The organism is Microbulbifer sp. S227A, assembly GCF_049800935.1.
Genome location: NZ_JBNAFZ010000005.1, coordinates 143690 through 169333, shown reverse-complemented (window position 1 = coordinate 169333; position 25644 = coordinate 143690). Strand labels below are relative to the sequence as shown.

Annotated in this window: 23 protein-coding genes; 12 read left to right on the top strand and 11 right to left on the bottom strand. The window is 64.9% G+C overall.

Annotation, left to right across the window (positions count from 1 at the left end; genetic code table 11):
• Positions 1-143: 143 nt before the first annotated feature.
• Positions 144-1148, bottom strand: a complete 1005-nt coding sequence (locus ACP15R_RS13940) for a transketolase family protein (RefSeq protein ID WP_424987033.1) — start codon at positions 1146-1148, stop codon at positions 144-146.
• Positions 1149-1160: 12 nt separating this feature from the next.
• A complete protein-coding gene (locus ACP15R_RS13935; RefSeq protein ID WP_424987032.1) occupies positions 1161-2087 on the bottom strand; it encodes a transketolase in 927 nt (308 codons plus the stop codon).
• Between the two features lie 114 nt (positions 2088-2201).
• On the opposite strand from ACP15R_RS13935, the gene ACP15R_RS13930 reads away from it, so the two are divergent.
• Genes ACP15R_RS13930 through ACP15R_RS13905 form a run of 6 tightly spaced genes read left to right on the top strand, consistent with a single transcriptional unit; the run spans position 2202 to position 9644 of the window.
• A complete protein-coding gene (locus ACP15R_RS13930) occupies positions 2202-4475 on the top strand; it encodes a molybdopterin-dependent oxidoreductase (protein WP_424987031.1) in 2274 nt (757 codons plus the stop codon).
• An 11-nt stretch (positions 4476-4486) separates the two neighbouring features.
• Entirely contained in the window at positions 4487-5998 is a 1512-nt protein-coding gene (locus tag ACP15R_RS13925; RefSeq protein WP_424987030.1) for an FGGY-family carbohydrate kinase, read from the top strand.
• Positions 5995-7056 (top strand): zinc-binding dehydrogenase, encoded by a 1062-nt coding sequence (locus tag ACP15R_RS13920; RefSeq protein WP_424987029.1) that lies wholly within the window; start codon positions 5995-5997, stop codon positions 7054-7056. The genes ACP15R_RS13925 and ACP15R_RS13920 overlap by 4 nt, the downstream gene beginning before the upstream one ends.
• Entirely contained in the window at positions 7056-7721 is a 666-nt protein-coding gene (locus ACP15R_RS13915) for a class II aldolase/adducin family protein (RefSeq protein WP_424987028.1), read from the top strand. The genes ACP15R_RS13920 and ACP15R_RS13915 overlap by 1 nt, the downstream gene beginning before the upstream one ends.
• Positions 7722-7723: 2 nt before the next feature.
• Complete coding sequence (locus ACP15R_RS13910) at positions 7724-8701, top strand: sugar-binding transcriptional regulator (RefSeq protein WP_424987027.1); 978 nt, start codon at positions 7724-7726, stop codon at positions 8699-8701.
• The gene (locus tag ACP15R_RS13905; RefSeq protein ID WP_424987026.1) at positions 8694-9644 is read left to right on the top strand and encodes a formylglycine-generating enzyme family protein; all 951 of its coding nucleotides are present in this window, start codon (positions 8694-8696) and stop codon (positions 9642-9644) included. Before ACP15R_RS13910 ends, ACP15R_RS13905 begins: the two co-directional genes overlap by 8 nt.
• A 21-nt stretch (positions 9645-9665) precedes the next feature.
• Here the strand turns inward: ACP15R_RS13905 and ACP15R_RS13900 are convergent, their stop codons facing one another.
• The 4 genes from ACP15R_RS13900 to panB all read right to left on the bottom strand — a co-directional run bounded on the left by ACP15R_RS13900 (position 9666) and on the right by panB (position 14167).
• Entirely contained in the window at positions 9666-11198 is a 1533-nt protein-coding gene (locus ACP15R_RS13900; protein ID WP_424987025.1) for a sulfatase, read from the bottom strand.
• Between the two features lie 104 nt (positions 11199-11302).
• Entirely contained in the window at positions 11303-12172 is an 870-nt protein-coding gene (locus ACP15R_RS13895) for an HpcH/HpaI aldolase/citrate lyase family protein (RefSeq protein ID WP_424987024.1), read from the bottom strand.
• A gap of 47 nt (positions 12173-12219) precedes the next feature.
• Positions 12220-13305: a Rieske 2Fe-2S domain-containing protein gene (locus ACP15R_RS13890; RefSeq protein ID WP_424987023.1), complete on the bottom strand. Its 1086-nt coding sequence runs from the start codon at positions 13303-13305 to the stop codon at positions 12220-12222.
• A 1-nt stretch (position 13306) separates the two neighbouring features.
• Positions 13307-14167: a 3-methyl-2-oxobutanoate hydroxymethyltransferase gene (gene panB / locus ACP15R_RS13885; RefSeq protein ID WP_424987022.1), complete on the bottom strand. Its 861-nt coding sequence runs from the start codon at positions 14165-14167 to the stop codon at positions 13307-13309.
• Positions 14168-14290: 123 nt separating this feature from the next.
• Between panB and ACP15R_RS13880 the strand changes: the two genes are divergently transcribed.
• Complete coding sequence (locus tag ACP15R_RS13880; protein WP_424987021.1) at positions 14291-14779, top strand: MarR family winged helix-turn-helix transcriptional regulator; 489 nt, start codon at positions 14291-14293, stop codon at positions 14777-14779.
• A 19-nt stretch (positions 14780-14798) separates the two neighbouring features.
• Here ACP15R_RS13880 and ACP15R_RS13875 read toward each other — a convergent pair whose 3' ends face one another.
• Positions 14799-15698, bottom strand: a complete 900-nt coding sequence (locus tag ACP15R_RS13875) for a DMT family transporter (RefSeq protein ID WP_424987020.1) — start codon at positions 15696-15698, stop codon at positions 14799-14801.
• Positions 15699-15804: 106 nt separating this feature from the next.
• Entirely contained in the window at positions 15805-16743 is a 939-nt protein-coding gene (locus tag ACP15R_RS13870; protein ID WP_424987019.1) for a LysR family transcriptional regulator, read from the bottom strand.
• A 118-nt stretch (positions 16744-16861) separates the two neighbouring features.
• On the opposite strand from ACP15R_RS13870, the gene ACP15R_RS13865 reads away from it, so the two are divergent.
• The 5 genes from ACP15R_RS13865 to ACP15R_RS13845 are packed head-to-tail and all read left to right on the top strand — an operon-like array spanning position 16862 to position 22682.
• Positions 16862-17803, top strand: a complete 942-nt coding sequence (locus tag ACP15R_RS13865; protein ID WP_424987018.1) for a tripartite tricarboxylate transporter substrate-binding protein — start codon at positions 16862-16864, stop codon at positions 17801-17803.
• 36 nt (positions 17804-17839) lie between these two features.
• On the top strand, positions 17840-18400 hold the full coding sequence (locus ACP15R_RS13860; protein WP_424987017.1) for a hypothetical protein: 561 nt from the start codon (positions 17840-17842) through the stop codon (positions 18398-18400).
• The gene (locus ACP15R_RS13855; protein ID WP_424987016.1) at positions 18400-19989 is read left to right on the top strand and encodes a tripartite tricarboxylate transporter permease; all 1590 of its coding nucleotides are present in this window, start codon (positions 18400-18402) and stop codon (positions 19987-19989) included. Before ACP15R_RS13860 ends, ACP15R_RS13855 begins: the two co-directional genes overlap by 1 nt.
• Positions 19990-20006: 17 nt before the next feature.
• A complete protein-coding gene (locus ACP15R_RS13850; protein ID WP_424987015.1) occupies positions 20007-21533 on the top strand; it encodes a sulfatase-like hydrolase/transferase in 1527 nt (508 codons plus the stop codon).
• Positions 21534-21542: 9 nt separating this feature from the next.
• Positions 21543-22682: an alpha-hydroxy acid oxidase gene (locus ACP15R_RS13845; protein WP_424987014.1), complete on the top strand. Its 1140-nt coding sequence runs from the start codon at positions 21543-21545 to the stop codon at positions 22680-22682.
• A 17-nt stretch (positions 22683-22699) separates the two neighbouring features.
• On the opposite strand, the gene ACP15R_RS13840 is transcribed toward ACP15R_RS13845, so the two are convergent.
• From ACP15R_RS13840 to ACP15R_RS13830, 3 genes are read right to left on the bottom strand one after another with little or no spacing between them, the layout of a single operon-like run.
• Entirely contained in the window at positions 22700-23686 is a 987-nt protein-coding gene (locus ACP15R_RS13840) for a glycosyltransferase family 4 protein (protein WP_424987224.1), read from the bottom strand.
• Positions 23686-24684, bottom strand: coding sequence for a glycosyltransferase family 2 protein (locus tag ACP15R_RS13835; RefSeq protein ID WP_424987013.1), 999 nt, complete (start codon positions 24682-24684; stop codon positions 23686-23688). The genes ACP15R_RS13840 and ACP15R_RS13835 overlap by 1 nt, the downstream gene beginning before the upstream one ends.
• A 35-nt stretch (positions 24685-24719) precedes the next feature.
• Positions 24720-25643, bottom strand: coding sequence for a glycosyltransferase family 2 protein (locus ACP15R_RS13830; RefSeq protein WP_424987012.1), 924 nt, complete (start codon positions 25641-25643; stop codon positions 24720-24722).
• Position 25644: the final 1 nt, after the last annotated feature.

The window sequence follows — 25644 nt, the reverse complement described above, 5'->3', positions numbered from 1 at the left end:
CGAACCGCGTTTGCGCATCAGTCTTGGCTTGCCCGACGCAAGGCAGGGTACCCGACCTTTCCGAGGAACCGCCAAACATCGAAGACACGAAAAAACGCCCCGCTGTCGCGGGGCGCTCTGGTCTTGCTGCGTGAGTGGTTGGTTTACAGGGCCTCTGCCTTGACCAGCGAGTGCACGTCGTCCACCCGGGCCTCGGCCAGGTCGGCTTCGCTGATGCCGAATTTCTGGCCCATCAGGTCTTCGATCCCGCCGACCAGCGCCAGCGCGTCCAGACCGTAATAGCGCATCAGATAGGCGCGCGATCCGCCATGGGCATAGGTGTCTTTCAACCCCAGCCGCACCAGCCGCTTGCCGACACCCGCATCGGCCATGGTTTCGGCCACAAGGCTGCCGATACCGCCTTCGGTAACGTGGTTTTCCAGCGTCACAACCCCGTGTTTCACCGACCCGATATGGTCCAGCAACTGCTTGTGATCAAAGGGTTTGATCGTATGCAGGTGGATGTGGCGGATGGACAGCCCGGCATTGGCCAGCGCCGAGCGGGCGCGCATTGCCTCTTCGGTGCTGATGCCCGAGGTCACGACCAGGATGTCATCGCCTTCGGACAGTACCCGCATCTCGCCGACCTTGATCGGCGTGTCGAACAGGCGCGGCACCGATCCGCGCAGCACCCGGCACCAGACCGGCCCGTCGATGCTGTCGGCGGCTTCGCAGATGCTCTCGACCTCGGTGGCGTCGCCGGTTTCCAGGATGGTCATGTTGGGGATCGACCGCATGACCGAGATATCCTCGATCGACTGGTGGGTCATGCCGCCCGGCGTGGTCACGCCCGGCAGGAACCCCATCAGCCGCACCTTGCGGCGGGGATAGGCGATCGAGGCCATCAGCTGGTCATAGGGGCGGCGATACATGAACACGCCGAACGTGTGAATGAACGGGCGATACCCGGCAAGGCCAAGGCCGCCGGCAAAGCTCAGCATGTTCTGTTCCGCCATGCCCAGCGACAGGAACTGGTCCGGGTGCCGGTCGCGGAACCCGTCGATCTCGCAGGACGAGGTCAGGTCGGCGGACAGGCAGAGGATGTCGGGATTGCCGGCGGCGAATTTCTCAAAGGCCGACGCGTAGGGGCGGGATACCATTTCAACCATGTGCAGGTCTCCTTAATGCGCGTAATCGATGGGGTCGACGCCCAGGTCGGCGGCAATCGACGTGTTGAACCGGGCGCGTTCATCCTCGGATTTAAAGCGTACATAGTGCAGCCGCGGAAAACGTTCCTCGAGGATCGGCATCGTCTGATAGGGCGATGTCCGCGCGAGGATGATCAGCGGCCGGCCATCATGCGGTTCGTTCTTGGCGTCGCGCATGGCCTGCACGTCATGGCCGTCGATCTCGACACAGGCGGCCCCGAATTCGATGAACTTGCGGCGGATGTCGCCGACTTCCATCACGCTGTCCATGGCACCGTCGCATTGCTGGTCGTTGACGTCCATGATGGCGCACAGGTTGTCGATCCCGTGGAAGCGCGCGGCCTGCACCGCCTCCCAGGTCTGGCCTTCCTGCACTTCGCCATCCGACATGAACACCCATGTGCGCCCCGGCTCGCCGCGCAGCTTGCGACCATAGGCCAGCCCCGCGCCGGTGGACAACCCGATGCCGAGCGTGCCGTTATGCACCTCCATGCCGGGCGAATGTTCCGCCCCGATCATCTCGACCGACGAGCCGTCCTGGTTGAACATCTCGAGCCCTTCGGGGGCCATGCGGCCAACCTCGATCAGCGTGGCATAGGCAACCAGAGCGTAATGTGCGGGCGCGATGAACAGCCGGTCGAATTCCGGGGCGGCGGGGCCATTATACCCGGCACCGGTGTGATAGTCAGGGTTGGACGGCGACGGCACGCCCTCAAACGGCTTGGGGATCATCGGCAGGGTCGGATTGCCCAGCGTGAGCTCTTCGTTATAGAGCCATGCCAATTGCTCGGCGGCAGAGCACGCCTGGCTCAGATAGCCACCATTGTTGCGAATCGTGTGCTCAAAGACGCGACGCCGGATCCCGAGCGCGATGTCTTCCGTGGTTCTTTCATTCTGCATGGCTTCCTCTGAGCTTCCTCTGATTTGACGCTTTACAAATGTTACTAGATCGATCATATGTAAAAGTCAAGCATCACGGGAAAGTCACGGGGCAGCGGGCGGAAAGGGCGACAGATGAAGTACACCGCAGCACATTGGGGAGCCTATCGGATCGAGGGCGATGAATTGCGGCCGGTCGAGGACGATCCGCGCCCGTCGCGCATCGGGCGCGGCTGGCTGTCGGCGGCACGCGATCCCGCCAGCCGTGTCCATGCGCCGATGGTGCGCGAAGGCTGGCTTGACGGTGACAACGGGGCAGGGCGCGGGCGCGACGGTTATCGTGAACTGACCTGGGACGAGGCCACCGCGCTGGTCGCGCGCGAAATCCGCTGCGTTCGCAAATCCCATGGCAACCAGGCGATCTTTGGCGGCTCTTACGGCTGGGCCAGCGCCGGGCGGTTCCACCATGCCCAGAGCCAGCTGCGGCGGTTCCTGAACCTTGTCGGCGGCTATGTCGGCGCGCACGAGACCTATTCCCATGCCGGGGCCGAGGTGCTGTTTCCGCATGTTCTCGGGCTAACCAATCGCGGCATGTTCGACGCGATGACCAGCCTCAGCCTGGTGGGCAAACATTGCGATCTGTTGCTGGCCTTTGGCGGCATTTCCGAACGCACCGCCCAGATTTCATCCTCCGGCGTCACCCGGCACGATATCGGCGCACCGCTGGACCGGATGCGCGAACGCGGCGGGCGGATCGTGAACGTGTCGCCCCGCGGCAGCGACCTGCCCGGCGCCGAATGGCTGTCGATCCGGCCCGGCACCGACGCGGCCCTGCTGCTGGCGCTGGCGCATGAGCTGGTCGTCACCGGCCGGGCGGACGAGGATTTTCTTGCCACCCGCACCAGCGGCTGGCCCGAATGGCGCGCCTACCTGCTGGGCGAGACCGATGGCGCGGCGAAAACCGCCGACTGGGCCGCGCCGCTGTGCGACATTCCCGCCGATGACATCCGCGCCCTGGCCCGCGCCCTGAGCGAGAGCCGCAGCATGGTCACGGTAAACTGGGGCCTGCAACGCAGCGATCACGGGGAACAGGTGATCTGGGCGGCGCTCGGGCTGGCCTGTATTCTCGGACAGATCGGCAAGCCGGGCACCGGGTTCGGGTTCGGCTATGGCTCGACAACCCCTGTGGGGCGGCCGATGCGCTGGATCGGCTGGCCCTCGGTGTCGCAGGGCCGGAACCCGATCCGCGACGCGATCCCGGTCGCACGCATTGCCGACATGCTGCTGAACCCCGGAGCGCCCTATCGGTTCAACGGCGAAAACCGGCGCTATCCGGACATTCGGCTGGTCTATTGGTGTGGCGGCAACCCGTTCCACCACCATCAGGACCTGAACCGGCTGCGCAAGGCGTGGACACGGCCCGATACGGTGATCGTACAGGATCATTCCTGGACCGCGACGGCGCGGCACGCGGATATCGTGCTGCCGGCAACCACTCCGTTCGAGCGCGACGACCTGATGATCAACCGGCGCGATCCCAGCCTGATCTATATGTCCAAGATGCATGAACCGATGGGCCAGGCGCTGGACGATCACGAGATCTTTCGCCGCCTGTCGCGGCATTTCGGGGTCGAAGAAGCATTCACCGAAGGGCGCGATCCCGAAAGCTGGCTGCGTCATCTCTGGGCGCGGGCGCAGGGCGTGGCGCAGGAGAACGGCTTTGCCTTGCCCGAATATGACAGCTTCCGCGAGAGCGGCCGGTTCGACGTGCCGGACGCCTTCGAGGAAAAGGTCGCCCTTGATCATTTCGTGGCCGACCCCGAGGCGCATCCGCTCGCGACCGAAAGCGGGCGGATCACCCTGACCAACCAGACCATTGCCGGTCTCGACCTGCCCGATTGTCCCGGCCAGCCCCGCTGGCTGATGCCCGCCGAAACCCTGTTGCAGGCGCAAGCGGACGAGCTGCATCTTGTCTCCGGCCAGCCCGACACCCGGCTGCATTCCCAGAACGACCGCGGCAGCGAGGCACAGTCCGACAAGATCGCGGGCCGGGAAGCCGCCAGCCTGCACCCAGAGACGGCGGCGCGGTTCGGCCTGGCCCAGGGCGATGTCATGCGGTTGTGGAACGCGCGGGGGGCCTGTCTGGCCGGGGTGCGGCTCGAACCGCTGCTGCGGCGCGATTGTGTTGCCCTGCCAACCGGCGCGTGGTTCGATCCGCAAGTGGTGAATGGCGCTCAGCTCGAGGTGCATGGCAACCCGAACGTGCTGACGCTGGACAAGGGCTGTTCCGAACTCAGCCAGGGCAATTGCGCCCATACGGCGCTGGTCAGGATCGAGAAATGGACCGCCCCCGTGCCGCCGCTGAGCGTTGATCGCCCGCCGCGCATCCATTCGGGACACAGCTCGTGAAGGAGGAGGCCATGACAAAACTCTGGTTGGGACTGGATGTCGGCACCACCGCCGTCAAGGCCGCCGCCTATACGCCGGATGGCCGGCAGGTTGCCCTGTCCGAAGCACCAAGCAAGGTGACACAGGTGCCCGGCGGCGGCAATGAACAGGACATGGCGCAGGTCTGGCAGACCGTGACCGGGGTGCTGTCGGACCTGGTGGCGCAATGTGACGGGGCCGTGTTTCAATCGCTGGGCATTGCCGCGCAGGGCGACGGGTTGTGGTGTGTGACCGCCGATGGCGCGCCTGCCGGGCCGGCGATGCTGTGGAACGACACGCGCACCGCGGATGACCTTGATACACTGGACGCCAGCGGCGCGGCGGCGGTGATCGGGCGTGGCTGCAACACCTCGCTCTGGTCGGGCACATCCGGCATGTTGTGGCGATGGGTGCGCGCGAACCGGCCCGAGATGGCGGCAAGCACCGCCCATGTGATGACCTGTGTCGACTGGATCGGGCTGAACCTGACCGGGGCACTGGCCACCGATTTTTCCGACGCCACCATCCCGTTTCTCGACATTGCCAGCCGCAGCTATGCCCGCGCACAGCTTGACGCGCTGGATTGCGCCGATCTGGCCGACAAGCTGATCGAACCGCGCAGCGCCGACAGCGTGCTGGGCCAGGTCACCGAGGCCGCGGCACAGGCCACCGGGCTGCCCGCCGGGCTGATGGTTTCGGTCGGCACGCTCGATCTGTCGGCGATGCTGGTGGGCATGGGGCTGCACCGTGCGGGCGAGACCATGATGATCATGGGCACAACGGCGGTGGTCAACATCCTGACCGACCGGATCGAGCCCGCCAACGCGCCGGTGGGGGCGAGCTGTCTGCATCCGACCGCCCCGGTCACCATCCGCGTGCTGGCCCCGACCACCGGGGCGGCGGCCTTTGACTGGTTCGCGGCGTTGCATCCCCAGAGCCTTGGCGGCGCATCGGCGGGCGAGGTCGCGGCGCGGATGAACGCGCTGGTCAGGGATGTGCCGCCCGGTGCCAATGGCGTGACGTTCCTGCCCTATCTGAATGGCGAACGCGCGCCCTTTGTCGCGCCCAACCTGCGTGGCGCGTTTCACGGCCTGTCCTCGGCCAGCACCACCGGGGACATGGGCCGCGCCGTGATGGAGGGCGCGGCGCTCAGCCTGCGGCATTGCTTTGAAGAGGAAACCGGCCTGCCCACGACGCCGGTACAGCTCACCGGGGGCGGGTCGAAAAACCCGGTCTGGTGCCAGATCATCGCCGATGTGGTGGGCCAGCCGGTTCTGGTCAGCGCCGCATCGGATCACGGGCTCTGGGGGGCGGCGGCGCTTGGCGCGTCGGCCTCCGGCCTGGGCGAGGCGGTGGCGCTGGCCAGCCGCGACGAGGACTTGCAGAGCTACACCCCCCAGAACCACGCCGCCTATGGCCCGGTATATGCGCGCTACGCCATGATTTCGCGTTCGCACCGCGCCTTGCAGGCCGAACTCAACACCTTGCGGGAGACCACGACATGACCAACATGATGACCACCGCCGTTCAATATGCGATTGACGACATTCGCATCGAAGACCGGCCCGTCCCCGAGATCGGGCCGGGGGAATTGCTGCTCAAGACCCTGGCCTGTGGCCTGTGCGGCGGCGAAACCATGGCCTGGTACAAGACCGAGCCCAAGGTCCTGGGCCACGAGCCGGTGGGCGAGGTGGTCGAGGTCGGGGCCGGTGTCACCGATTACAAGATCGGCGACCGGCTGTTTGTCAATCACCATGTGGGGCGGGTCAATTCGCACCTGTCGCGGCGCGGCCACTTTACCCGCGATCCGTTCTACAAGTCGATGAAGCTCGATCCCGGCGGGGTCTGTGATTACTACCGCGTGACCGCGCAACACCTGGCGATGGACACGCACAAGCTGCCCGAGTCGATTTCCACCGAGGCCGCCGTCACCATCGAGCCGTGGTCCTGCGTGTTGTCGGGGCTCAAGGTCTGCAACATCCAGCCCGGCGATACCGTGGCCGTGGTCGGGGCCGGTTTCATGGGGCAGGGCTTTGTCCATCTCGCGCCGCTGTTTGGCGCGGGCAAGGTCGTGGCGCTGGACTTCTCGGACTGGCGGCTGGCCAAGGCGCGCGAATTCGGCGCGACCCATACGATCAACCCGAAAACCGAAGACGCGGTCGAGGCGATGCGCGCGCTCAACAACGGACGGCTGGCGGATACGGTCATCGTCATCGCACCCTTTGCCGCCGCCTGGGAACAGGCGCTGGCGCTGACCGAGGTGGGGGGCTGCCTGCATCTGGGCGCGCCGATGCCGCCGGGCGAGCAATGGGCGCGCGACGGCAATGCCGCCTATTTCGACCAGATCACCGTGACCTCGCGCTATTCCTCGGATCACACCGATACCTACAGCTATATCCGGCTGCTGGAAGCGGGGCGGATCAATGCCGAGGCGGCGATCTCGCATCGCTTTGACATCGCCGACACGCCCGAGGCGTTCCGGATGCTGGTCGAGGCCGAAAAGAGCCTCAAGATCGTCGTCTATCCCCATGGCATTCCCTCAGAAAAGCAGGAGGCCGCATAATGCTCGAAGCGCTGAAAGAGGAAGTCTGCGAACAGAATCACGAGCTGCCCCGCAACGGGCTGGTAGTGGGCTCGGGCGGCAACGTGTCGGGGCGCGACCCGGAAACCGGGCTGGTGGTGATCAAGCCATCGGGCGTGAAATTCGCCAAGTTGACACCCGACACCATGGTGGTCGTCGATCTCGACGGCAACGTGATCGAGGGCGAGATGAAACCGTCGGTGGATACCGGCATTCACCTCTATATCTATCGCCACCGCGATGACGTGCGCGGCATGTGCCACACCCATTCCCCCTATGCGTCGAGCTTTGCCGCGCGGGGCGAGCGGATCCCGGCGGTGCTGACCCCGATCACCCATATGCTGGGCCGTGACGTGCCCTGTTCGCGCTATGCCACGCCCGGCGAGGTCGATACCGGCAAGGCGATCCTCGAGGCGGCGGATGGCGGCATGGCGGCGCTGGTCAAGGCGCATGGGGTGTTTACCATGGGTAAATCCGCGACCGAGGCCACGTCGATCGCCATGTATCTCGAAGAGGCGGCGATGACGACCCACCTGGCGATGCTGCGCGGGCCGGTCGAGGAATTGCCGCAGGAAGAGATCGACCGGTGTTACGCATGGTTCCGTCAGAACTATGGCCAAGCGGGGGCAAAGCGGGTAAATGCTTGAGCATGAACAAAACAACCGCTCCGCAACGCAGTTCGGGTGAAAAGGAAGCGCTGCTGTCAAACGTGGCGCTGCTCTACTATGGCGAGGGGCTGACCCAGGGCGAAATCGCCAAGCGCATGAAGGTCAGCCGCGCCACCATCGTCAACATGCTGCGCGAAAGCCGCGAGCTGGGCGTGGTGGAAATCCGGGTGGACGGTCAGTTCCTCACCGGGTCGAGCCTGGCGCGGGAACTGCGCGAGAAATACGCGCTCGAAGATGTCTACGTGGCGCAACCGGCCTCGGAAAGCGTGAAGATGTCACGCGCCGAGAGCCTTGACCAACTCGCCCGCGTGGCGGCGATGGCGGTGCTTGACGTGGTGGAACCCGGCGACCGGCTTGGGGTGGCTTGGGGGGAAACCATCATGGCGGTGGCCGATGCCATGCCGCGCAATGCGGTGGCGGATATCGAGGTCTGCCAGCTGATCGGGTCGATGATCTCGGACCGGGTGCCGGCGTCGGAAAACTGTACCATCCAGATCGCCAACAAGCTGGGCGCGCGGTGTTATACGCTGCACGCGCCGGGCCTGATTTCCAGCGCCGAACTGGCGCGGCAGATATGTGCGGAACCCACCATCCAGATGCAGATGGAGCGGCTGCAATCGCTCGACCTGGCGATCTATGCCGTGGGCAACGTGACCGCGCAGACCCATCTGGTGGCCGCCGGCATGACATCGGAGGCGGCGCTGGCCGATGCGGTTGACGCCGGGGCGGTGGGTATCCTGTGTTGCCGCTACCTGTCCGAAGAGGGGGCACAGATTGACCTGCCGCCGCATGACCGGCTGATCGCGGCCAATGTCGCCGACCTCAGAAGTGCGCGCAAGAAGCTGCTGGTGGTCTGCGGCACCGACCGGGCCGAGGCGACGCTTGCCTGCATTCGCGGCGGGCTGGCCACGCATCTCGTGGTGGACAAACCGCTGGCGCTGGCGCTGCTCGATGGCTGAACCGGGCGAGGCACCGACCAAGGCGGGGTGCTGTACCCCCGCCGCCGGGCGCGACGCGCTGCCCGCCGCCGCGCCGGTTGCACAGGGGGGCGGGGCGCGGCCGCCATCGGTCGAAATTCCCGGCGGCAAGGCGCTGGTGGGAACGGATGAGCCGATGCTGATCGAGGATGCAGAGGGACCGCTGCGCCGCCGTCCCATCGCACCGTTCCGGATCGGCGTCACCACGATCACCAATGCCGAGTTTGCCGAATTCATCACCGCCACCGGCTATGTCACCGAAGCCGAGCGCTATGGCTGGTCCTTCGTGTTCTGGGCGCAGGTGCCCGATCATGTCGGCCCGACCCGTGGCGTTGTCGATGTCGAATGGTGGCGGCGGATCGACGGCGCCACCTGGCGCGACATCAATGGCCCCGGCACCGCCGACGCGGCCTGGCACCCGGATCATCCGGTGGTGCAGGTCAGCTGGAATGACGCGCGTGCCTATGCCGAATGGGTGGGGGGCCGCCTGCCGACCGAGGCCGAATGGGAACATGCCGCGCGCGGCGGGCTGGGCGATGTGCGCTTTCCCTGGGGCGATCAAGAACCTGACGACACCGAACATTTCCCCTGCAACATCTGGCAGGGTCGCTTTCCGGAAACCAACCTTGGCCGCGACGGGTATGTCACAACCGCGCCGGCCCGGTCCTATGCGCCCAATGGCTATGGCCTTTACAGCCTCGTGGGCAATGTCTGGGAATGGACCGCCGAGCCGTTCCGCATCCGCTCGCTGAAACGCGGGGCCAAGGCGCGGCAGGCGGCGATGAAGGGCTTCAAGCTGGCCAAGGGCGGCTCGTTCCTGTGCCACAAGAGCTATTGCTATCGCTACCGCATTGCCGCGCGCACCGGCAATTCGCCGGACAGCACCACGACCCATACGGGATTCCGCGTCGTCTGGGACGTGTGAGCGCGCCCCGCCGCCCCCGCATCAGGCGGGAACGGGGTCTTTCAGGCCAAGGCGGTCATATTGCTCGGGCGGACAGCCTTCGTCTTCCATCAGCGCGCGCACAAGGTCGAGCATCCGGGCGCGTTCCTCCGGGGCCGCGTCCCACAGGTTTTTCGCCTGTTGCGGATCCTGCGCCCGGTTGTAAAGCAGGTTCTCTTCGGTGCGCGGGTCGATCTTGATCGGGATCTGCCACATGGGCAGGTCCACCGAAGGATCGAAGTAACCCTGGTCAACCGGCTTGTTCGGTGCCTTGGCCAGACGCCCGTCAACCGGGTTGTCCACGATCAGCGGACGGAAGATCGCGGTCGAATACAGAAATAGCGGCTTGTCCGGGTCGGGGGCCTTCATGATGGTCCAGGTCCCGTCGGTGGCACAGATCCCTTGTCCGAACGTGCCGTACAGCACCGCGTCGCGCGGCGAGGGCGCATCATCAACGATCATCGGCAGCAGCGAGCGGCTGTGCCGGTTCGCCTCGGTCACGTCGACCCCCGCCGCATCGATGATCGTGGCAAACAGGTCGACGGTCTGGGTCAGCCCGGCCATGCGCTTGCCATTGCCGGGGTTTTGCGGGTGCCAGACCATCAGCGGGATATTCGCGTGGCTGTCGTAATGCGGGTGCTGCTTGCCAAAGGCGCGGCGTTCCCCCATGTCATGCCCGTGATCGGTGGTCAGGATCACCATCGTGTCCTCCCACAGGCCCTGTTCATCCAGCTTGTCGAGCAGGGTGCCGAACCACTTGTCCATCATGGTGACCTTGCCCATGAATTGCGAGCGCAGGAATTTCAGCTCCTCGGGCGAGGTCTGGTCCATGAAATTCTCAAGATCCTTGTAGACCTGGTAGGGCGGCCACACGTTGAACTCGTTCTTGGTCGCGCCCTCGGCATACATGCTCTCGTAGGGTTCGGGGATGTGGAACGGCTCATGCACGTCAAAGGTTTCGACATGCAGAAAGAACTTGCCCTTGTCGCCATTGCGATCCAGCCAGTCACAGGCGCTGCCAAAGGTCTTGGCCGAGAAATAATCCTCTTCGCCGTCGAAATCCTTGGTATTGGCGTAATACTGGCCGATATGCTCGGGGGCGCGGAACTTCTCGACATTCCTGACCCAGGCGGGCTTGTCCTCGGTCGGATCCTGGGCCTGCCAGCGATCGACCTCATAGCCGCGGATCATCTCGGTGGTGTCATAGCTCTGGATATAGCCGTTCGCCTCTTCTTCCCAGTAATGGTAGTGGTCGGTGACGACATGGGTGTGATAACCGCCCTTGCGTACTTCAGACGGCAGGCGTGGGTCGAATACTTCGAGCGACCCCCAGGGGCGCCACATGAATTCCTTGCGCCCGGCGATCAATTCGCGCCGCGCGGGCATGCAGGGCAGGCTGCCGACGAAATGGTTGTCAAAGATCGCCGCGCGTTTGGCAAAGCGGTCGATATTGGGGGTCTCACAGGGGCTGGACGGATCATAGGCCCGCAGGCAGTTGCGCGTCAGGCTGTCGACCAGCACGAGAATGATATTCATAGCAGCACCCCATCCGAGATTGTTCGGCGGCAGTATACGGGGGTTCAGCGCCCCTTACAAGTGTCAAAAAATATGTCAGATGTAATGCTTCGTCTACCCGCGGGTCACGCCGGCTGCCGTTCCTCCATGCGCGCGGCGACGGCCACGATACGGTGCATGTCGCGCAGCACCGGCTTTTCGATCAGCTTGCCGTCAATCACCACCAGCCCGGTATCGGCGGCCTCGAACTCGGCAATGATGCGACGGGCGCGGGCGATCTGCTCGGGGGTCGGCGAGAACACCGCGTTCAGCGCCGCGATCTGTTTCGGGTGAACCGCGCCCTTGCCGGAAAAGCCAAGATCGCGTGCCTGTTCGGCGGCCACGCGCATACCGTCAGGGTCTTGCAGATCGAGATAGGGCACGTCGATCACGTCGAGCCCGGCACTGGCGGCCGCATGTACCACCCGCGCGCGGGCATGCAGCAGCGGCTCCCACGCGTTGCGACACCGCAGCTCGGCGGCCATGTCGACGCCGCCAAAGAACATCGCGTCGATCCGGGACGAGCAATGGGCGATGTCATGGGCCGCCTCCAGCCCCGCATTGGTTTCGATGATGACATGCAGGCGGGTGTCGTGCCCGGCCTCGCCCAGCAGCTGGTCGAGCATCACCACCTCGTCCGGGGTGCGCACCTTGGGCATCATCAGGGCCGGCGGCGGGGTCGGGGTGGCCAGCACCGCCTGTATGTCCTCGATCCCGAACCGCTCGCGCATGGAATTGATGCGCAGGATCCGTTCGACACCATCATCGGCCTGCGGCTCGGCGAACAGCGCGAGCGCCTTCTGGCGGGCTTCGGCCTTGTCCTTGGGCGCAATGCCGTCTTCGAGTTCGACACAGACGATATCGGTGCCGCAGGCCAGCGCCTTGGGATACATGTCGGGGCGCAATCCCGGCGTAAAGATAAAGCTGCGGCGCGGGCGCGGTCTGCGGTCGGTCATCGCGGTCTCTCCCTGTCGGCGGGGCTTTGCGCCGCGCCATGTCGTTGTCAGAGCTTGCGCCCCTCGGCGGCCAGTTTCCTGTTCAGGATTTGCCGCACAAAGATGCCGGCCCCGTCCGCGCCCAAGGTCACTTCGAGAAAATCAAGCCCGCGGGGATCGGCCGCGATCTGGGACTGCATGCGTTCGAGCAGGTTCTTGTCCTCGTCAAAGGCGGCGACGATGCTGGCCTTGGTCTTTTCGGCAACATCCTCGGTGATTTCCGGCACGTCAAAGGCGGCCCCCCAGAAATAATGCGTCCGGCCGCGCTGAGCCGGGGTCACGATATGACAGCCCCGCATCACGAAATCCGAGCGCCGCCCGGGTTCGGGGGCGGGGTCATGCACGCACCAGTCCGAGAACGAGATCGCTAGGCTGGGCATCCGGCCCTTTTGCGTGCGCTTGATCGGCTTGTCCTCGGGCAGGCCCATCCCGGCGCAGAACAAGGGCGACAGCGGCGCGAGATCGAACTCCTGCTCATAGCAGACCACCCCATCCTCCATGTAGTGATCGGGCGGGGTGATCCAGTCGTTCTGCTTGAAGGTGTTCTGATGCAGAAAGGCGATATGGGTCAGATCCATGACGTTTTCGCGGATCAGAACCCAGTTCGCCGCCACCTCGTAATAGCCGTCGATAAACGACCAGCCGGGATCGGTCTGATAGCCCACCTCGGGCGGATCGCAATCGATCGCGTCCTGATCGCCCATCCAGATCCAGACAAAGGCCCCGGCCTCGCGCACCGCATAGGAGGGGATCTCGGCGCGTTTGGGCTTCATGTGCTGGGTCGGGGCCTTGGTACAGAGACCCTCGGTGTTGAATTCCATCCCGTGATAGGGGCAGACGATCCTGTCGCCGTCCACATGCCCCTGTGACAGCGGCGCCCAGCGATGCGGGCAACGGTCATACAGTGCCGCCGGCGTGCCATCGGCAAGCCGGTAGAGCACCACCGGGGTTTCCAGGATCCACCGCGCCAGCGGCTTGTCCGTGACCTCGCGGCGATGGGCGGCGACCCACCACATGTTGCGCGGACCATTGTCCTGAAGCATCCCGTTGGGGATGCGCTGACCATTGGCTTGGATTGGCTCATTTCCGTCCATGTCATCCTCCTTTGGCGAGCAGGGCGGCAAGGCGCTCTGCTTCTTGGGGTTTCATCCGGTAGCTGTGTTCGGCGTCGGGAAAGGTTCCGGCCCGCACATCCGCGGCGTAATCGGCAAAGGCCCGCGTCGCGGTTTCGGCGATATTGGCATAGCGCTTGGCGAATTTCGGCTTGAACGTGTCAAAGGCCCCGAGCAGGTCATAGCCGTTCAGGAGCTGGCAGGTACCCGCCGCGCCCGCGCCGATGGAAAAGGTAAAGATCGACACCGCGTCGTCCACCGCCTTGCCGACCTCATAGGGCATCGCCTCGATCTCCAGCCCGATGGCGCCGGCCTCCTGTATGGCGCGGGCATTGTCGATGATGGTCATTGCCTCATCCGCGGTGCGGCCCTGCATCCGGAAGCCGCCAAGCATGTGAACCCGATGCGGCAACAGGCCCACATGGCTCATCACCGGCACGCCCGCATCCGCCACCGCTTTGATGATGTCGAACCCCTCGCGCCCGGTTTGCAGCTTGACCGCATCCGCGCCGCCCTCTTTCATCAGGCGCAGCGCGTTGTGGATGGCGATGTCGGGGGTCGCATATGATCCATAGGGCATCGACACCAGCGACATCGTGTTGGGCGCGCCCCGGCGCACCGCCTTGCAATGGTCGATCATCTGCCCGACCGTCATCGCCAGCGTATTTTCATGCCCGTGCAGCGTCATCCCGAGACTGTCGCCGACCCCGACGATATCGACGCCGGCGCGCTCGGCCCAGGCGGCGGTCAGAACCTCGCCCACCGCCACCATGACCAACCGCTCGCCCGCCGCCTTTTTCGCCGCCAGATCCGGGATCGTCAGGCGTTTGCGCGCGCTGGACATAAGCAATCCTCCCCCAAAGGACGTGCAGGTTTTTTGCTTGCACAACTTGTTCCGATTGGAACAATATGGGCGGGACGCGCCGATCTGGCAAGTCAAATTTCGCAACCGGCAGGGGCACCGAACATGGCACGCGAGCGGAAACCGCGACATACGCGCGATTTCACCGGGTTGTTCGACATGATCGCCTTTCCCGAGGCGTATCGGATAACCTATCTGGCCGGGTCGATCGCCATCCCCGCCTATGCGGATATCAAGCGCGACCTGGGGCTGATCCGGGCCGAGTTCGTTTTGCTCGCCTGCCTGGCGCATTTCCCGGAGATGACGGCGCAGGACGTGGCCCGGGTGTCACAGCGTCCGCGCAACACCGTGTCGCGCGCGGTTCACCGCATGGTTGCCGAAGGTTACATCGAACGCGCCCCGGATGCCGAGGACGGGCGGCAGGCGCGGCTCAGGATCACCGGGGCCGGGCGCGACCTTCAGGCCCGCGCCGCGCGCTATCTGACGGCTCACCAGGATCAGGTTCTGGCACATCTGAACCCGGACGAGCGTCGACACCTGTCGGACCTGCTGCGCAAGGCGGCGCGTGGGGCGGCGGCGATGGGCGCGACGTGAGGCGATCTGTTGGCCCGGCTCAGGCGCCGCTGTCGTCGGATTGCCTGCCGCGCCACAGGATGAACAGGCCCGACGCCACGATCAGCCCCGATCCGATCAGGATCGAGACCCCGAGCGCCTCGCCAAAGACCAGCACGCCAAGCGCCACCCCAAAGAGCAGGCGGGTATAGCGGAACGGGGTGACTGCCGAGACATCTCCTGTGCGCATGGCCTTCATCAGGCAGGTATAGGCCGCAACCCCGCCCAGCACCGCCCCCAGCAGGCAGAGCGCGGTGGGGCCATCCGGAACCACCGGCGGGACGCCCTGCCATACCGAATAGAGTCCCCCGGCGATGACAACCGACAGGAACCCGTAAAGACCCAGAAGAACCGTGCTGATCGTGGCCGGCGCGGCGCGGCTGGCCAGATCGCGCCCGGCAAAGCCCAGCATCCCGATCACCGCCAGCAGCGACAGCGCCGAAAACCCGTCGGACCCCGGCTGAACGATGACGATCACCCCGGCCAGACCCATGAAAATCGCAACCCAGCGACGCCAGCCGACCTGTTCCCCCATGAACAGCGCCGCCCAGGCGACCACCACCAGCGGCGTGGCCTGAAGGATCACCGTCGCCGCCGACAACGGGATCAGCGCCACCGCCAGCACATAGAACAACCGGCCGGTGATCTCGAACAGGATGCGCAGCAGCATCCGCGGCGACAGCACGTCGCGCACGAAAAGCGGCTCGCGATTGGCCAGCGCCAGCGCCGCGAAAACCAGCGCCCCGCCCAGACCGAACAGGATCAGGATCTGTCCCACCGGGATGGTGACCGAGGCCGCCTTGACAAAGGCATCCTCGATGGCAAAGGCCCCCATCGCGGCAAACATCCAGAGGCCGCCTGTCAGGTTGGCGTTTTTACCGGTCCTGATTGCTGTATCCACGGGATGTTCCGTCACTGTTGCGCCGCGCGGTGCCGTCGCAACCCCACCGGGCGAACAGGTGCCGAAAACGCCCGCGACAGTCAAGCCACACCGCGATGTGCCGAGATCAGGACGCGATGGTGCGCGGCTGCCGACCCGACAGCTTGCCCCCAGAGATCATCTTGGCCACTTCGGCCAACAGGATGTCGCGGATCGCCTCGGCCGCCGGGGACAGGGCAAGCTCGGGCAGCCAGCACAGCGAATGAACCCGGGTGATCGTCGGGGAAACGATCTTTTGCGCCACCAGCCGGCCCGCTGCAATCGGGTCGAGCCAGTAGGAGATCGGTTGAATGCCGCTGGCCAGACCGGCACGCACCAGCGCGCCGAGCAGGTTGATGTTCTCGGATTCGTATTTCACGTTCAGCGCGGTGCCGGCGTTGCGCGCCACCTCTTCGATCCGGCGGCGCATGTCATGCCCGACACGGGGCAGGGCAAGCGGGCGATCGCCGATGGCGGAAAAGGCGATGGTCTGGGACGGCGGCGCAAAGCCGGGCGGACCCATCAGAAAGAACTCTTCCTCCAGCAGCGGCAGCGACTGCGCCTTGGGCAGGTCGGTGGCGGCATTGGGCAGGATCGCCAGGTCAACCTCCTGCCGCAACAGCGCCATGCTCACCAGGTCCGAGGGCATGGCCGTGATGTTCAGCTTGATGTCGGGGTAATCCCGGTCGATGCGCTGATAGACATCCACCGCCAAGACCGGGGCAAGCGAGGTGATGATCGCCACCGAAACCTCGCCAGACACATGGGTGCCGCGCCCGTGCAGGTTTTCCCTGAGCGAGTCGATCTTGCGGATGATCTCGGCGGCATCCACCCGCAACAGCGCCCCCGACTCGGTCAGCGTCACGCCACGGGAATGCCGCCGGAACAACTGCACATCCAGCGAATGCTCAAGAAAGGCGATCTGCTTGCTGAGCGCGGGCTGGGCGATATGCAGCTCTTTTGCCGCCGCCGAAACCGAACCGTGCCGGCAAACCGCGAGAAATTGCGCCAGGAGCTTCGGTGTCATTGCCGCCTCCGCCATAACCAAAAGATTATATGAGTGATACTGATATAGTATTTCTGTGTCTACTCCCCCGCTGCTATGTTTGATCATCGCCTGCAATCCGGCGAGCAAGGGAGGATACATGAAACATCTTATGACCGCGGCCGTGATTGCCGCAATGAGCGCTGTTCCCGCCTGGGCCGAATGGACCCCCTCGGGCCCGATCAAGATCGAAATCGGCTTCAAGGCCGGTGGCGGCGCGGATACGCTGGCCCGCCTGATCGCCGAGGACCTGTCGGCGGAATACGGCTGGAACATCATTCCCGAGAACGTCGATGGCGGCGGTGGCTCGGTGATGGCGCGCTCGCTCAAGGACGCCCCGGCAGACGGGCTGACCCTGGGCATGGGGGTGACCGACACCTTTGCCTATGACCGCCTGGCGGCGCGGGATCCGGGCTATGCTCTGGAGGATTTCGACTTTCTGACCACCATCGCCGGAACCCAGATGGGTGTCGTGGCCAAGGCGTCGCGCGGCTGGAGCAACCTGTCGGACGTGATCGCCGCCGCGAAGGGCGGGGAAGAGATTTCCTTTGGCACGATGACCGCACGCCTGGCCGACGGGGCCTATTACATCGGCAAGGTCAATGACGTGAATTTCAACATCGTTTCCGGCTACAAGGGCGGGCGCGGCGTGCTCAATGCGATCAATGCCGATGATGTCGATATCGGCTGGGTGGCCGGGCCGCAGGCCAAGGGCGTTGCCGCCGGCGAACTGGTGAACCTCGCCAATGCCGAGGATCAGCCGCTCAACGTATCGCCCGATTCCGAACCGCTCAAGGACGTGGGCGTCGATTTCTTCTTTGGCGCGACCTTCATCATGATGGCCCCCGCCGGCCTGCCGGACGATGCCAAGACCGCGCTGACCGATGCGATCACCACGGTGATCCAGAAAGACGGCTCCAAGTCCAACGAATTCATCAACCGGGTCTTTGTGCTCAAGATCAATTCCGGCGACGCGGCCGATGCCTATGTGGCACAGGAAAGCAAGGACTCCGAGGCGCTGCTGGAGGCAACCGCAGACTGAGTTCCACAAGTTTCGGCAGTCCCTGGGGAGGTGGCCATGACGAGACCAAACCTAATTCGCGATCTGAGCGTGGCAATCATAGGGGTGGTTCTCAGCCTCATCCTGCTGCTGGTCTGGATCAGGCTGGACATTGAAACCGGCCTGATCGACGAATGGCGGCGCACCATCCGGATCGGTGACGCGCTGCTGCCGACAATCGGGGCGATCGGCGTTCTGGGTTCGGCGCTCTGGATCGGGCTCTCGGCCTATCTGTGGCCCGACAACGAGGCCGGCGCGGAATTCTCGGCACCGCTGCTTGTGCTGGTGCTGGGCATCCAGCTGGTGTCCTTCGTGCTGATGCTCTGGGTTGGTCCGGTCCTGATCGCGCTGTTCGCCGATGAGGGGGTGACCTACCGCCTCAAGCTCGACAGCGTTCCGTGGAAATACACCGGCTTCCTGGCCGGGGGGACGTTCATGATCTTTGCGCTCAAATCGCTGCTTGAACGCTCCTTCACCCTGCGCAGCCTGGGAATCGCCTTTCTCGCAACGGCCGTGATGGCGTTTCTCTACGACGTGCCCTTCGACAACATGCTGCTGCCGCCAAACGGAGATTTCTGATGGGTCCGCTTGAATACGTTCTCGCCGGGATTGCCGAAGCCTTCCTGGCAAACCCCGCCCTGACGATTGGACCGGTGGTGATTTCCTGGGCGGTTCTGATGGTGGTTGCCGGGTTCTTTGCCGGGGTCATCATCGGCGCCACCCCCGGTCTCTCGGGACCGTTCGGCATGGCGATGGCGCTGCCGATCCTGATCTCGGCCTTCGGCTTTACCCCGGACGCGCTGCTGCCGGTGATGGGGTTCCTTGTCGGGATCATGAAAGGCGCCACGCTTGGCGGCGCGGTTCCGGCGATCCTGTTCAACACGCCGGGCACGCCGGATGCCTTCATGACGGCGCTTGACGGGCACCCGATGGCCCGCAACGGGCAGGGGGGCAAGGCGCTGCGCGTGGCCCAGTTCTCGTCGGTGTCGGGCGATACCTTCTCCGATCTCGTCCTGTTCACCTGCGCGCCGTTCCTGGCCATCACCATCGAGAAATTCCTCGGCCTGCCGGAAAAGGCCGCGTTGATGGTGCTGTCGCTGTCCTTTGTGGCCGCCGTCGTGGGCAAGCACCCGGCCAAGGGCATTCTCGCCGCCAGCTTTGGCTTTGTGGTCGCCGCCATCGGCACCGGGGCGGATTCCTATCCGCGTCTGACCCTGGGCATCGACGATTTGGCCAGCGGGTTCCCGACCATCGCGGTGTTTGTCGGCGTGCTGATCATCGGCGAGGTCTTTGCCAGCTTTGATACCCTGTGGCGCAACCGGATCGGCGGCAAGGCTGTGCCCCGCGTGGAACTGGGCGACCGGTCGCTGAGCTGGAAGGAACGCCGGATGCTGATGCCGTTCATCGGCGTGTCGATGGTGATCGGCTCGGTCATCGGTTCGCTGCCGGGCATCGGCTCGACCCTCGCCGCCGCGCTTGGCTATACGGCGGGCCGCAAGATGCACAAGGGTGAGGTGAAATTCGGCGAAGGCGCGCCCCAGGGGATCGCCGCAACCGAGGCCGCCAACTCGGCTGTGTCCGGGTCGAACCTGATCCCGGCGCTGTCGCTTGGCATTCCGGGCAACGTCGCGGCGGTGTTCATCATCCTGGCCGCCGACACGATCGGCGGTTTCAACCCCGGCCCCTCGGTCTTTAAATTCACCACCGACGCGGTGAACAGCGAACTGGTCATCGCCTTTGGCCTGTTCACCCTGATGATGACCGCGAATATCGTGAACTGGTTCACCGGGGCCTCATTCATGCGGTTGCTGGGCGGGTTGATCAGGATCCCCGCGCAGATTCTGCTGCCCACGGTGCTGCTGCTGACGCTGACATCGACCTATGTGCAGGTCGGTTCGATGTTCGGCATCTATGTCACCCTGGGCTTTGGCATCATCGGCTACCTGATGCGGCTGGCGAATGTGCCGATCCTGCCGATGGTGATCGCCTTTATCCTGGCCGCACCGCTGGAAAACGCCGTCCGCAATGCGTTCGAGGCAAGCGGATCGGACCCGTGGTTCATGCTGCAAAGCCCGGTGGGGCTGACCTTCCTGGCCCTGTCAATGGTGATGCTCGCCATGTCGGGACGCCTTCAGGACCGCAAAGACTCAAGCATTTCAGACAAATAAGCAAGGGATCAGATATCGTGACCGGATCGACCGACAGACCGAACATCCTCTTTATCACCTCGGATCAGCAACGCGGGGATTGCTATGGCTTTCGCGGTCGCAAGGTGCAGACTCCGCATCTGGACATCCTCGCCAGCGAAGGCACCAGCCTGGAAACCGTGGTCACGCCCTGTGTGGTCTGCCAGCCGGCGCGCGCCTCGATCCTGACCGGGTTGTTGCCGCGCACCCATGGCGTGCATGACAACGGCATCGACCTTGACCCCGAGCTGGGCGAAAAGGGCTTTGCCGGTTCGCTGTCGGCGGCGGGCTATGATACCGGGATCATCGGCAAGGCGCATTTCTCGACCTATCACGTGTTCGGCGATCACCGCACCCCCGAGAGCATTCCGGGCACCCGTGACATTCCCGAAGGCTGGCGCGGACCCTATATGGGCTTTGATCACGTCGAGCTGACCCATATCGGCCACAACTGGTGGCTGCCCGAGAAGCCGCCCGCGGGGCTGGCCTATGAGGAATGGTATTACGGCGACGGGCGCGGCGATCTCAAGAACAAGCTGCTGTGGGAGAGCAATCGCGACCACAAGGGCGCGCCGCAGACCTGGTCGTCCAAGCTGCCGGTGGCCTGGCACAATTCGACCTGGATCGCCGACCGCACCATCGACTATCTGCGCCAGGAGCGCGACGCGCCGTTCTGCCTGTGGGTGTCGTTTCCCGATCCGCATCACCCGTTCGACGCGCCCGAGCCCTGGGCCTCGCTGCACCGGCCCGAGGACGTGGATCTGCCCGAGCACCGCAAACGGAATTTCGAAGGCCGCCCGTGGTGGCACAAGGCGGCGCTGGAATCCGAGATCCCCGAAGAGCACCGCTCGATCCGCGAGGCCTATTCGCGGATGCCGGAACTGTCGGACGAACACCTGCGCGAGGTGATTGCCAACACCTATGGACAGCTGGCGCTGATCGACCATTCGGTCGGGCGCATCCTGACCGAGCTTGAGGCACAGGGCCTGGCCGACAATACCTATATCGTCTACACCGCCGACCACGGCGACTGGCTGGGCGATCATGGCATGGTTCTGAAGGGGCCGATGCCGTTCGAGGGGCTGCTGAACGTCAAGGCGATCGTCAAGGGGCCGGATGTGCCGGTCGGCAAGACCAGCGACCAGCCGCTGTCGACCCTGGATCTTGGCGCGACCTTCCTGGACTGGGCCGGTGCCGAAAGCCTGATGGACCTGCATGGCGTATCCATGCGTGACGTGATCAGCGACGAAGCCGAGCGCGACGCGGCGTTCAGCGAATGGGAATTGCTGCCCGGTCGTGTCGGTGTCGGGCTCAGCCTGCGCACGGTGCGCACCCGGACCACCAAGCTGACCATGGACCTGAAATCCGGCGCGGGCGAGATGTATGACCTCGCCGCCGACCCCGACGAGCTGACCAACCTGTTTGACGACCCGGACCATGCGGCGATGCGCGAAGAGTTGACCGCGATCCTGATGACCCGCCCCGACGACATGCGTCCGAACGGCGTTCAGGTCGGCATGGCATAGGAGCACGACATGACCACGATCACCTGTGTTGAGGATTTTCGCCAGCTCTATAAACGCCGCGTGCCCAAGATGTTCTGCGACTATGCGGATGCCGGGTCATACTCGGAATCGACCTACCGCGCCAACGAGGCGGATTTCGGCGACCTGCTGATCCGCCAGCGGGTCGGCATCGACATCTCGGACGTGCGGATGAATACCACGCTGTTCGGGCAAAAGGCCAGGCTGCCCGTCTGTTTCGCCCCGGTCGGCATGTTGGGCATCCAGCATGCGGCAGGCGAGATCAAGGTGGCCCGCGCCGCCGAGGCCTATGGGGTGCCATTCACCCTGTCGACCATGTCGATCTGTTCCATCGAGGACGTGGCCGGGGCAACCAACACGCCGTTCTGGTTCCAGCTTTACGTGGTCAAGGATCGCGCATTCAACATCGACCTGATCCGGCGAGCCAAGGCGGCGGGCTGTTCGGCGCTGGTGGTGACGATGGACCTGCCGATGCTGGGCCAGCGCCACAAGGACATCAAGAACGGGCTGTCGATCAAGATCCGCCCGACGCTCGCCAACCTGGTCGATCTCGCAACCAAGCCGGGCTGGGGCCTGCGGATGGCGCGCACGCCTTACAAGTCGTTTGGCAATGTCATCGGCCATGCCAAGGGGGTGGACGATCTGAACAGCCTGCTGACCTGGGCCTCGGAACAGGTTGACCCGTCGCTGACCTGGGCGGATATCGAGACCTTCCGCAAGGAATGGGACGGCCCGCTGATCCTGAAAGGCATCATGGACGTGGAAGACGCCCAGATCGCCGCCGGCCTGGGTGTCGACGGCATCATCGTGTCCAATCACGGTGGCCGCCAGCAGGACGGGGCGTCAAGCTCGATCGCCTACCTGCCGAAAATCGCCGACGCCGTGGGCGACCGGATGGAGCTGGTGATCGACAGCGGCGTGCGCAGCGGCCAGGACATGTTCCGCGCGCTGGCGATGGGGGCCTCGGGCACGATGCTGGGCCGGGCGATGGTCTATGCGCTTGGCGCGATGGGCGAAGACGGCATCACCACGCTGCTGGGCATCCTGGAAAAAGAGCTCAGAACCACCATGGGCCTGGCCGGGCGCACCGACGTGGCAGATGTGACATCGAGCGACGTGTTCCGCCACTGATCCCGCGCCGCGCGGCCTCAGCCCGCATGGCCGTGGAGGTCGCGGATCAGGTCGTTCCATTTGCGCTCGAAAACCCGTTCGAGATCGGGCGGCGCATCCGGTTGCGGCAAGGTGAGCGACCCAAAGGCCATTTCACGAATGGCCTTGGACCATGCCGCGACCGTCATCTCGGGCACCACCCGCGCGCCATGTTGCCGGTGATCCAGCAGCCCGTCGATGGCATTGACCAGCACTGGGCGGCGCGCGCTCAGCGCCTCGATGGCGACCAGCCCGTAGGCTTCCCAGTTCGAGGGCATCACCACCGCATCGACGCTGGCCATGGCGGCGACGGGATCGGGGGCAAACCCCATGAAGCGGATGCGCCCATCGCCATCGGCCAGTTCGCGCAAGAGCGGCTCTTGATCGCCCTGCCCGTAAAAATGCAGTTCGACGGGCAGGCTGGGCATCTGGCGCAGCGCCCGGATGGCCAGGTCGAATCCCTTTTGCCGGTCGAGCCGTCCGATCGCCCCCAGCACGCGCAGCGGCTTGCCGGTTGCCGGAACCGCGCGAAAGCCGGACAGGTCGACGCAGGACTGGATCGTCACTGCCCGGTCGGCCCGCACATGCCCTTGGCGCAACAGCCAGTCGCGTTGGCCGTTGCTGACCGCGACGACGCGGTTGAACAGGGCATAGCTGGTCTTGAGCAGTGTCGCGAACCGGCGTTTGCGCGGCACGTTCAGCGCGACGAACCTCTCGGTATAGCTGTGTTCGACATGGATCAGCGGAGTATAGACATGCCCCATCCGCAGCGCCAGCAGCATCGGCAGCGCCCGCCAGCTGATCGCCAGATGCGACACGATGATGTCGGCGCCGATCCGCCCGGGCAAGGCGCGACCCCGGTCTATCGTCCTGATCTCGTGATCCGCGACCTCGGCGAGGGCGGCGGAAGAGGACAGGAAATCGAGCACGCGCATGACCCCGCCGGCGGTGGTATCGTCGACCAGGTGTACCACACGCGGGCGCATCACGACCGGGCCTCGCGGCGCACAAGCCGCGACCATGCAACGATCGCATCACCCAGAACGCCGCCACCAAACAGCGACAGCACCCCCGCCGCGGCCAGCGTCACGGCTGATTTCGCCGGCTCTTCGATCAGCGGCGCGCGGGATTCGGCGATCCAGGCGCGGCTCAGTTGCAGGGCGCGCGCGGTGTCCAGGTCGCTGATCGCGCGACGCGCCAGATAGCGATACTGGTAGGCGCGGGCGCGCGGGGCGTGGGTGGCGACGAAGCCGGGATGCCCTGTCGCCAGCTTGGTCACCATACGCTCCCAGGATTGCAGCTGTTTGTCCGTTGCCGCCGACAAGCCGCCATTGTTGATGCGATACAGCGTGAGCAGGCCGGGGACGCCCGCAAAAGCCCAACTGGTGTTCAACGCGATGCGCATCCAGCATTCGATGTCTTCGGACTGGCGAAAGGTTTCGTCGAAATACCAGTCACGCCCGGTTTCATGTGCCGGGCGATAGGCGATGTCGTCGAACACCGCGCGGCGGATCACCGGGGCCGAGCCGTTGCCGATCGGATTGCGGGCAAAGACATGCGCGGCGTCCACATCGGCCAGTCGCGGGCGCTGTGCCTGGCCCAGCGAGTTGCTGTCGTCATCGATCAGCGCCGAACCGCTATAGCTGACACCGACATGCGGGTTGGCCGCCAGGTGCGCCACGTGGGCCGCGAGCTTTCTCGGGTCCCACAGGTCGTCGGAATCGCAAAACCCGATCACCTCGCCGCGCGCCGCCGCGATCCCGGTGTTGCGCGCACCCGCCAGACCGCGATTGGCCTGGGTGATGATACGCAGGCGCGGGTCGGTGGCAAATTGCCGGGCGATGTCGAGCGTTCCATCGGTGGAACCGTCATTGACCAGCACGATCTCGAATGCCTGATGGGTCTGCGCCAGCAGCGAAATCAGGGTTTCGGCCAGGGTTTTCTGCACGTTGTAGGCGGGGACGACGATCGAGGCAAAGGTCATGGGATTCGGTTCCTGTATATCAGTACAAACTCGGATCAGCGGGAAAACAACTTGCGCGACACACCCTGAGGGAGAAACGTCGCCGCGAGGCTGCCGGCCAGCGTCAGGCCGCCGCGATGCAGGGGGGTCATGAACCCGGCGGGGCTGTGGGCGAGGCCCGAGAGCGCGTGGCGCAGCGGCGCAATGCGGCCATGTGACAGGCGCAGCGCCCGGCGGGCCAGATACCGGTGATGCACCGCGTGGCTGGCCCGGCTGGGTTCGACACCAAATCGCAGCGCGGTGGCCAGCGCCTGTTCGCGCCCGGCCAGCATCGCGGGCAGGTTGGCGGAAAGGCCGCTGTCGCTGGTGCGATACCAGGTGTGCAGCGCATCGACCCCGACCAGGCGCGCGCCGCCGCCGACCAGGCGGATCAGCCATTCCAAGTCTTCGTTATGCACCATTTCCGTGTCAAACCCTCCGCTGGCCACCACCGCCTCGTGGCGGATCGCGAGGTTTGACATAGTGCAGACCGGGTTCTCGCCCAGCAGCATGTCGATGGTCAGATCCCCGCTGGGCACCGTGGAAAACACCTTGGCATCGCGCGGCGTGTCGCGGAAAAAGCCGATCCGGCCAAACACGCCGTCAATGGCATCATCGGCAAGGGCGACGCGCAGCTGGGCCAGCTTGTCTTTGACCCACAGGTCATCGGCATCGCAAAAGGCGACGATCTCGCCGGATGCCATGGCGATCGCGCCAAGATTGCGCGCCATGCTGGGGCCTTTGCCGGTGTTGCGCACCAGGTGGATGCGACGATCATCGGCGGCGGCTTCGCGCACGATGCGCCGGGTGTCGTCGGACGAACCGTCATCCACACAGATCGCTTCCCAGTCGCTGTCGGTCTGGGCCACGAGGCTCGCCAGCGTTGCGGGCAAGGTGGCGGCGGCGTTGTAACAGGGGATGATGATCGAAAAACGTGGCATG